Raw genomic sequence first — 8,972 nt, 5'->3', positions numbered from 1 at the left:
CGTGATTGGTTTACTGACACCCCCAGCATCCGCCGGGAACGTCACGGGAGCGGAGGCCCCGCCCCTTCATCGCATCAACAAGCCTGCGACGTCAAGCCGTTACAGCAGATAGCGGTAAGCCGGGGAGCCCGGCTCCAGGCGTTCGACGTGCACCCCGGACGCGTCCATCCGGGCCAGCAGCCCGTCGAGGTCGGCGGCCGACCCCAATTGCACGCCGACCAGCGCCTCCCCGGTCTCCCGGTTGTTGCGCTTGACGTACTCAAACAGCGTGATGTCGTCGTTGGGGCCGAGCACCTCGTCGAGGAACCGCCGCAGCGCGCCGGGTTCCTGCGGGAAGTCGACCAGGAAGTAGTGCTTGAGCCCCAGGTGCACCAGCGAACGTTCCAGCACCTCCCCGTAGCGGGAGACGTCATTGTTGCCGCCGGAGATCAAACAGACCACGGTGGATCCGGGCTCGACGTCGGATTCCAGCAGCCCGGCCACCGACAGCGCCCCGGCCGGCTCGGCGATGATGCCCTCGTTCTGGTACAGGTCGAGCATCGCGGTGCACACCGCGCCCTCGTCGACGGTGGTCACCGACACCATGTCCCCGGCCGCGGCCAGCGCCGCATAGGTCAGCGCGCCGGCCCGCGCCACCGCCGCGCCATCGACAAACTGGTCGACGTGGTCCAGCGTCACCGGCTCGCCCGCGGCCAGGGCGGCCATCATCGCCGCGGCACCGGCCGGTTCGATGCCCAACACCGCGGTGTTCTCGGTGCGCTCGGCCAGATACGTGGTGATCCCGGCGATGCACCCGCCACCGCCGACCGGGACCACCACCAGGTCGGGTTCCTCGTCGAGCTGGGCGAGCAGTTCGACGGCGACGGTGCCCTGCCCGGCCATGGTGCGCAGGTCATCGTAGGGCGGCACCAGGGTGGCCCCGGTGCGCGCGACGTCGTCCAGGGCCGCCGCGGCCGCCAGGTCGTAGGTGGCACCGCCGACGATCAGCTCGATGAACTCCCCGCCGTGGTAGCGGATCCGGTCCCGCTTCTGCTTGGGCGTTTTAGCCGGCACATACACCCGGCCGTGGATGCCCAACGACCGGCACGCGTAGGCGAAGCCCTGCGCATGGTTGCCCGCCGAAGAACACACCACGCCGGCAGCGACCTCGTCTTCGGACAGCTGCACCAGCAGGTTGTAGGCGCCGCGCAGCTTGTAGGACCGCACCGACTGCAGATCTTCCCGTTTGAGATAGACCGTGGCGCCGGTGGCCGCCGAGAGCCGATCGCTTAGCTGCAGCGGGGTGGGCGTGACCACCCCGGCGATCCGCTGGGCCGCCGCGTCAATGTCGGCCGCGGACAGCGGCGCACTGTTCGGGGTCTCACGGGGTTCGGCGGACACCGGTTTATGGTGCCATCCACCTGGCAGTTCAGTGCACAGGGGTCAGGACGAACACCGGAATTTGGCGATCGGTCTTGGTCTGGTAATCGGCGTAGTCCGGGTAGGCGGCGACGGCGCGCTCCCACCACACCGCCTTCTCGTCCCCGAAGACTTCGCGGGCCTCGTAGTCGCCGGTGGCCGTGCCGTCCTGTAACTCCACCCGCGGGTTCTTCTTGACGTTGTAGTACCAGACCGGGTTCTTCGGGGCGCCGCCCAGCGACGCGACGATCGCGTACTGGCCGTCGTGCTCGACCCGCATCAGCGGGGTCTTGCGCAGTTTGCCGGTCTTGGCCCCGACCGTGGTCAGCAAGATGACCGGCTTGCCCTGCATGTCGGTGCCATCGGTACCGCCGGAGTCCATGTACTTCTCGGCTTGTTCGCGGGACCAATCCAACGGGCTGGGTGCATATTCTCCGGAAAGTGGCATACCCGCACTTTACTGCTGGTCGAGTTTGGCGCCCTGCAAGCTGTAGCGAGGGTTGGCGTGGCCGCGCGGCCCCTTCACGTCGACCTGAATGTAGGGCTGGTCGTCCTGCCGCGCCACCAGCGGGTAGGTGATGGTCACCCCGGAGGCCGCCGCCTGGTCGATGCCCGACTGTTCCGGCGCGGACTGGATGACCTTGGCAATGACCTCCGGATCCAGGTCGGTGCGCTGGAAGGTGTTCTGTTCGAGCGCACCCGGCTCGCTACCGGTCAGATCCACCGGAACCGGGTTGTCGACGGTTGCCGTGCCGCGGCGGTACGCGTACTCATCGACGTTCGACGGCTGGTTGGGGTCCACCACCTGCATGGTGATCGACGACGGGTTGATGGACACCTGGATCACGCCATAGTGGGGCGCACCGACCTTGGTGTCGATCGCCGTGAACCCGGCGCCGATGTAGCCGGCATCCATGGTCTCGGACTCCGACGCTGCGCCCGGGTGTAGGTGGCGGATCGCGGACGACGCCGCCTTACCGGAGCACCCGGCGAGGGTCAGCGCAGCGATCACAGCCAGGCCGACGGCGATGGGGGCACGCAGCGGCATCGGGTGTCTCCTTGAGCGGTGAAGGGTGATCCAGCAAGCCCCGGGCGGGCGCCCGAACAGTAGCACCCGCCGTCCCGTCATCAGGTGGCCGACGGTAACCCGTCGTACACCAACACATCACCGTCGACGCGCGCTTCGGCCGTCGGCCGGTGCGGCCGCAGTTTGCCGTCGTGCATGAGGTGGCGCACCTCGACGTCGCGGACCAGGGTGAGGTAGTCGGCGATCAGCTTGCGGTGGCAGCGCCACCACACCGTCTCGGCGCACATCACCGCAATCTGCCGCTCGGCCGCGGCCTGCAGCACGTCATCGATGCCGGCCCGAAACTCGGGGCTGCGCATGTACCCGGCGTAAGCCCGAAACGAATCGTTGCGCAACCCGACGTCGGGGCTGTCGGCCTGCACGCGGCGCCAGCCACCCAACCGGGGTTCCCACCGGTAGCCGATCCCGGATTCGGGCAGCCAGCGCGCCATGGCTTCGCGGGCGGAGTCCGGATTGCGCCGGCTGCCCGGGGCGGTGCGCACGTCCACCAGCTGCTCCACACCCGCCCCGCGCAGCGGCGACGCGATCTGCGCGGCGTCGGCGGTGCCGTGACCGAAGGTGAAAACCGTTGGTGTCGTGGTTTTTCCCCTTACACCGACGCTGTCGGCTCCGCGGTCTTGGGCTCGTGCACCTGCGGACCGGGTTCGGCCGCGTAGAGTTCCTCGATCTCGGCGGCGTACTTCGCGGAAATCGGTCGTCGCTTGAGTTTCATCGTCAGGGTCACCTCGTCGCCGCCCGGCTCCCACAGGGTCGGCAGCACCCGGAAGCGTTTGACCTGCTCTACCCGCGACAGCTTGGTGTTGCCGTCGGCCACCCCGGCGGCGATCTGCGCGATCACCGCGGGATCGGCGGCCAGCGCCGCCGGTGAGGCGTCGGACAGGCCGTGCCGGGCGGCGTAGGGGCCGACCGAGTCCGCGTCGAACACCATCAGCGCGGTGTTGTACGGGCGGGAGTCGCCGATGGTGACCATCGCACCGATCAGCGGGCAGGACGCCAGGATGGCGTTTTCGATATTGGCCGGCGACATGTTTTTACCGGCGGCGTTGATGATCAGCTCCTTCTTGCGGTCGACCACCCGCAGGTAGCCGTCGCCGTCTTGCTCCAGGATGTCGCCGGTGTGCAGCCACCCGTCCGCGTCGATCGCCTCGGCGGTCTTGCCCGGATCCTTGCGGTACCCCCGCATCACCAGCGGCCCGCGCACCAGGAATTCGCCGTCGTCGGCGATCCGGGACTCCAGCCCCGGCAGCAGTTTGCCGACCGTGCCCAGGCGTGCCTCCCGGGGGTGGGTGGTGGAGGCCACGCAGCTTAGCTCCGACATCCCCCACACCTCGCAGATCGGGACGCCGATCCCGGCGAAAAAGCCGAGCGTTTCCTTGGGGATCGGCGCGGCCCCCGACACCGCCCAGCGCAGCTCGTCCAGCCCCAGCTTGGTCCGCAGCTTCGACAACACCAGCTCGTCGGCGGTGACCCATTCCGCGGCGACGTCCTCGGGTACCGGTTGATCGGCGATCAGCGCTGCGGACCGTTTCGCGCCGATCGCCAGCGCCCACTGCAACGCCAGCCGGCGGTCCTCGTCGGGCTCGTTTTCGGCCGCGAATTCGATTGCGGCCTTGAGCTTCTCCCAGACCCGCGGCACCGCACCCCAGATGGTGGGCCGCACGTCGGGCAGCGCCGCCGCGATCGCGCGCACGTCGGGAACCACGGTGACTTGAACCCCGAAGACCTCCTGGTTGTACAACGCCATCGCCCGGTCGGCGATGTGCGCCGACGGCAGGTAGGAGGTGATGCGGTCCCCGAACTGGACGCCCAGCACCGCGTTCAGCGCATTGGCTTCGAAAAGCAGGTTGGTGTGCGTCATCTCGACGCCCTTGGGGTTGCCGGTGGTGCCCGACGTGTAGATCAGTGTGATGATGTCGTCGGGTTGCACCGCGCGCCAGGTGGCGTCGAAATCGAAATCGGGTGCGCCCGCGGCGATCAGATCGTCCACCGACAGCGCACCGTCCGGGGCGCCGTCGATGCACACGATGTGCTCGATGGCGGCGCCGCTGGCGCGGATCCGGTCGACGTACTGCTCCTCGCAGATCACCACCCGGGTGCCGGCGTTGGTGAACAAGTAGTTGAGCTGCTCGGCGGGCAGGGTGTTGTACACCGAGAACGAGGCGGCCCCGACGTGTTGCGCCCCCACCTCCAGCGGATAGAACTCGACCCGGTTGGCCATCATCAGCGACACCGTGTCACCGCGGCTGACCCCCAAGCCCGCCAGCCCGGCCGCGACCTGACGCACCTGCGCCGCATACTGCCGCCAGGTCAACGTCTGGGTGTCACCCACCGTCCGCAATGCCACCGCGTCCGGGTCGATCGCGGCGGTGCGCTGAAACGCCTCGCACAGCGTGGCCGGCGGGTCGGATGGGGTCATCTCGGTTCTCCTCTCGCGATGGCTCAGCGGCGGCGGACGCGCTGCAGATACGCCGTAGCGGCGTCCCGTGACTCGGGGTCGTGCACGGCCGTGACGAGACCGTCGGCGTCGCTCCAGCTGCGCGCCGGCGCGACCATACCGTCGGTCACCGCGTTGGTGTGGCGTTTGGTCACCGACAACGTCAGCGCGGATTTGGTGATCAGCTGCGCAACAAGCCGTTCCACCGCGTCATCGAGGTCGGTGGCGGAAACCACCCGGTTGAGGAACCCGGCCGCCTTGGCTTCGTCGGCCCCGAACGGACGGCAGGTCATCACCAGCTCCTTGGTCAGCGCCGGCCCGATCTCGCGCACCAACCGCGGGATGCCGCCCCAGGCCAGCGGAATGCCGAGATCGACCTCGGGGATCGCGAACCGGGTGGTGTCGGCGGCCACCCGCAGATCGCAGGCGGCGGCCAGCACCAGCCCGCCGCCGACGCAGTGGCCGTGCAGTCGCGCAATCGTCACCGCTCGCATGGCCTCGACGGCGTCGGCCATGCGTCGGCCCGCATCGGCCGCCTCCCGCAGGGCTGCGGCGTCGGCGGCGGGGCCAACGAAGGCGGCTAGGTCCGCGCCGGCCGAAAACGCCCGACCGTTGCCGGCGACGACCACGACCTTCACCTCGGGTCGGGCGTCGAACCAGCGGACCGCGCCGACCAGCTCTTGGAGCGTCTGTGTGCTCAGCGGGTTGAGCTTGTCCGGCCGGTTCAGCGTGATCGCGCCGCGCGCACCGTCGGCCACCACCTCGACGGTGGTCGCCTTCTGCAACTCCATGCCTGCGACGGTAGCCGCGCCACCACCGCCGCGGTGAACGTTTGCGGTGGTCTGTTCAGTCCGCCTCGGTGATGCACCGCGTCGACTACCTTCGCCGACATGCCGATCGCCGTCACCGACTTCACCCCGGTCGAACAAACCGCGTTTCTCACCGAGTACGCCCGCGCCCTGGACAGCCGCTGGCCGCGACCGATACTCGGTGACCCGCTGGCCGACCAGATCGTGGCCCAGATCGACTACGACTTCGCCGGACTGGGCGTGGTGTCCAGCGTGGTGTGCCAGTCCGCGTTGCGCGCCAAGATGCTCGACGACCGGGTGCGCGCGTTCACCGGCCACCATCCCGACGCCGTCGTGGTGGACCTGGGTGCGGGCCTGGACACCGGCATGCAGCGGGTCAACCCACCGGCCACCGTCGACTGGTACAGCGTCGACCTACCGCGCGTGATCGCGCTGCGCGACCAGGTGGTGCCCGCCACCGCGCGGGCGCACTCGGTGGCGGCGTCGGTGGCCGCCAATGACTGGACGGACGCCATCCCGGCCGACCGGCCCACCATGGTGGTCGCCGACGGGCTGTTCGCGTTCTTGCCCGAATCGGTCATCGCCGGGTTGTTCCGCCATATCACCGACCATTTCGCGTCCGGTGAGCTGGCGTTCAACGATTACGGGCGGATCGGCTGGGGTAGCCGGGTGGCGATCAAGCTGGCCCCGCAGAAGATGTTCAGCGCGGTCGGCAGCCAGTGGGGTTATCCCGGGTTCAAGGATGCTCACCATCCGCGGACCTGGAATCCGCGGCTGTCGCTGGTCGAGGAGGCCAGCCTGGCGCATGCGCCCGAGGTGGAGCTGTTCCCGGGCTGGGTGCGGGTGGGCACCAAGGTGTCCGGTCGGTTCACGGCGTCGGCCCGCAAGGCGCGGATCCTGCGCTACGCGTTCTAACGGACACCGGCTCGCACGCCGAGATCGACGCCAACGTGATCGGTACTCGACGTTTTCCGCGCTAGCGTGGATCTCGAGGTCGGAAAGGCGACGACGATGGCAACGACTCTGATCACGGGCGCCGACGTCTGGGACGGGCTCGCGGACCGGGCCCGACCCCGGCAGGTGCTGGTCGCCGACGGCCGGATCCAGCGGATCGGTGACAGCATCGAGACACCCGCGGGCGCCGCGAGCATCGACCTGTCCGGGCACACGCTGACACCGGGATTCATCGACTGCCACACCCACATCGCGGTGATCCCACCGGTCAGCGCGGCGCTGGCGGTCGACTCCAGTACCGCCAAGGCCTTGAAGGCGCTGCCGGTGCTGCGGGCCCTGCTGCGCAACGGGTTCACCACGATCCGCGACCTGGGCTGCGGGGACCTCGACTATCCGACGGTCGATCTGCGCGACGCGGTGGCGGCCGGCCTCATCGAGGGTCCGCGGATACTGGTTGCGCCACACATGATTTCCGCGCGCGGTGGCCACGGCGACTTCAGCGGATTCCTGGCCGGCCAATATCAGGACCCGTCGCGTCCGCTGGAACTCGCGGCGGCCGACGGCTGCGACGAGATCCGCACCCGGGTGCGCCAGGAGATCCGCGCCGGCGCCGACTGGATCAAATTCGCCGCAACCGGGGGCTTCGCCTCACCCTCCGACGATCCCGGGCAGGCCACCTACAGCCAGGAGGAGATGGACGCGCTGGTCGCCACGGCGGCCGACCTGGGTGTCCCGGCCACCCCGCACAGCTACGGCGACGAAGGGATCCAACGCGCGGTGCGGGCCGGGGTACGCAGCATTGAGCACGGCAACCTCGCTTCGGCCGAGACGTTGCGCCTGATGGAGGACGCCGACGTATTCCTGGTGCCGACGCAGTACGCGATCCTGTCCGGCGCCCGGCGCGCCGACGACGATCCACTGTGGGCCGCGGTGCCCGACTACGTGCGGCGCAAGGTGGACAAACACCGCGCCGGGCTGTTGGACGCCGCCGACCGGCTGGCCGCCAGCGCGGTGCGGATCGCGTTCGGCACCGACGCGGGCATGTTCCCGCATCAGGAAAATTGGCGGGAGTTCCCGATGATGGTGTCCACCGGCATCACCCCGCTGCGCGCCCTGCAGGCCGCCACCAGTACGGCCGCCGACTTGCTGCAGCTGCCCGACGTCGGCGTGATCGCCGAGGGCAAGCTCGCCGACCTGATCGCCATGCCCGGCGACCCGTTCGCCGATATTGAGGTCACCGGCCGGGTCGACTTCGTGATGAAGGCCGGTGTGGTCTACGAACGCCCGGGGACGGTCGTGTGAATGCCGCAGGTGCAGTTATCGATCGAGGGGCAGGTGCAGCGCATCCCCCATTCGATGACGGCCCTGGCCCGGGCCAGTGACCGCATCTGGGCGTCGATCTCGGCGAGTTTGGCCTGCGCGAGCGCCCGGCTGGCGGGTCGGCCGGGCACGTCATCGGCGAACAGCAGCTGGATCTCGTCCAGCGCGAACCCGGCGGTCTTGCACAGCCCGATCACCTCGAGGCGGGTCAGGACCGCGTCGTCGTACCGGCGCTGGCCGCCCACCCGGGCCGGTGGCGGGACCAGGCCGATCTGCTCGTAGTAGCGCAACGTGGTCGCCGCGACCCCGGTCCGGTAGGCGACTTCGCCGATGGTCAGGCCTGCAGGCATCACACGCTCCCCGATCAAGACTTGACTTAGAGTCAACTCTAAGTTGTTTCCTGGGGCAATGCGCCCACTGGAAACGCTGCCCGACGCCCGCTACGCCCTGCTGCGGTCCTTCCGCGGCGACGGCACACCCGTGGACACCCCGATCTGGTTCGCGCTGGACGGGAACGCGGTGCTATTCCGCACCAAGGTGGGCCCCAAGACGCGGCGCCTGGCGCGCCGACCCGAGGTGGAGGTGACCGCCTGCGACTACCAGGGCCGGGTCCGTCGGGGCGCGAAAAGCTACCCGGGCCGGGCCAGCATGCTGTCGGGACCCGCGGCCCAGCGCGCCAACCGGGTCCTGCACGACCGGTACGGCTGGCAGTGGAATATCGTGCCGCTGATCAAGATCCCGGGCGTGACCAACGTGCACCGAAACCTGTCCGTCCGCGCCAAGCTGCGGCGTGCCCGCACCCGCACGGTCTGGCCCGACAGCGTCATTGTCCGGGTGGAGCTAGAACCGCCCGCCGGCCCGCGAACGCGCTGACCCGCAACCCCCTCGCGAACCGGCAAAAGCGCAGGTCAGCACGCCGATAGCGGTGTCGGCGGCGCGGTGCGCCTTTGCCGTGGGGTGATCGCTGCCC

General features: G+C 69.3%; 10 protein-coding genes. 3 read left to right on the top strand and 7 right to left on the bottom strand.

Going from position 1 to position 8,972, the window contains the following annotated elements:
• Positions 1 to 99 precede the first annotated feature (99 nt).
• From ilvA to ACAG26_RS22755, 6 genes are all read right to left on the bottom strand, one after another.
• Positions 100 to 1,380 carry a threonine ammonia-lyase gene (gene ilvA / locus ACAG26_RS22780; protein ID WP_370485345.1) on the bottom strand — a complete coding sequence of 427 codons (1,281 nt, stop codon included), beginning with the start codon at positions 1,378 to 1,380 and terminating at the stop codon, positions 100 to 102.
• 28 nt (positions 1,381 to 1,408) lie between these two features.
• Complete coding sequence (locus ACAG26_RS22775) at positions 1,409 to 1,846, bottom strand: nitroreductase family deazaflavin-dependent oxidoreductase (RefSeq protein ID WP_370485344.1); 438 nt, start codon at positions 1,844 to 1,846, stop codon at positions 1,409 to 1,411.
• A gap of 9 nt (positions 1,847 to 1,855) precedes the next feature.
• Entirely contained in the window at positions 1,856 to 2,446 is a 591-nt protein-coding gene (locus tag ACAG26_RS22770) for a hypothetical protein (RefSeq protein ID WP_370485343.1), read from the bottom strand.
• Between the two features lie 80 nt (positions 2,447 to 2,526).
• Positions 2,527 to 3,012 carry a DUF488 family protein gene (locus ACAG26_RS22765; protein ID WP_370485350.1) on the bottom strand — a complete coding sequence of 162 codons (486 nt, stop codon included), beginning with the start codon at positions 3,010 to 3,012 and terminating at the stop codon, positions 2,527 to 2,529.
• Positions 3,013 to 3,074: 62 nt separating this feature from the next.
• Positions 3,075 to 4,901, bottom strand: a complete 1,827-nt coding sequence (fadD11, locus tag ACAG26_RS22760; protein WP_370485342.1) for a fatty acid--CoA ligase FadD11 — start codon at positions 4,899 to 4,901, stop codon at positions 3,075 to 3,077.
• 23 nt (positions 4,902 to 4,924) lie between these two features.
• Positions 4,925 to 5,710: an enoyl-CoA hydratase/isomerase family protein gene (locus ACAG26_RS22755; protein ID WP_370485341.1), complete on the bottom strand. Its 786-nt coding sequence runs from the start codon at positions 5,708 to 5,710 to the stop codon at positions 4,925 to 4,927.
• Between the two features lie 99 nt (positions 5,711 to 5,809).
• Here ACAG26_RS22755 and ACAG26_RS22750 point away from each other — a divergent pair, with 99 nt between their 5' ends.
• Together ACAG26_RS22750 and ACAG26_RS22745 are read left to right on the top strand one after the other, a co-directional pair.
• On the top strand, positions 5,810 to 6,643 hold the full coding sequence (locus ACAG26_RS22750) for a class I SAM-dependent methyltransferase (RefSeq protein ID WP_370485340.1): 834 nt from the start codon (positions 5,810 to 5,812) through the stop codon (positions 6,641 to 6,643).
• A gap of 96 nt (positions 6,644 to 6,739) precedes the next feature.
• The gene (locus tag ACAG26_RS22745) at positions 6,740 to 7,984 is read left to right on the top strand and encodes an amidohydrolase family protein (RefSeq protein ID WP_370485339.1); all 1,245 of its coding nucleotides are present in this window, start codon (positions 6,740 to 6,742) and stop codon (positions 7,982 to 7,984) included.
• Here ACAG26_RS22745 and ACAG26_RS22740 read toward each other — a convergent pair.
• Positions 7,957 to 8,352: a helix-turn-helix domain-containing protein gene (locus ACAG26_RS22740; protein ID WP_370485338.1), complete on the bottom strand. Its 396-nt coding sequence runs from the start codon at positions 8,350 to 8,352 to the stop codon at positions 7,957 to 7,959. The two genes, ACAG26_RS22745 and ACAG26_RS22740, sit on opposite strands and share 28 nt — an antisense overlap.
• A gap of 58 nt (positions 8,353 to 8,410) precedes the next feature.
• Between ACAG26_RS22740 and ACAG26_RS22735 the strand changes: the two genes are divergently transcribed.
• Positions 8,411 to 8,875 carry a PPOX class F420-dependent oxidoreductase gene (locus ACAG26_RS22735; RefSeq protein ID WP_370485337.1) on the top strand — a complete coding sequence of 155 codons (465 nt, stop codon included), beginning with the start codon at positions 8,411 to 8,413 and terminating at the stop codon, positions 8,873 to 8,875.
• The last annotated feature ends 97 nt before the right edge of the window (positions 8,876 to 8,972 follow it).

The sequence above is a fragment of the Mycobacterium sp. pUA109 genome, from assembly GCF_041287095.1.
In the GTDB taxonomy this organism is placed as follows: Bacteria; Actinomycetota; Actinomycetes; order Mycobacteriales; family Mycobacteriaceae; genus Mycobacterium.
Note: the sequence above shows the minus strand (reverse complement) of the source record. Positions and strands in the feature narration are given on the sequence as shown.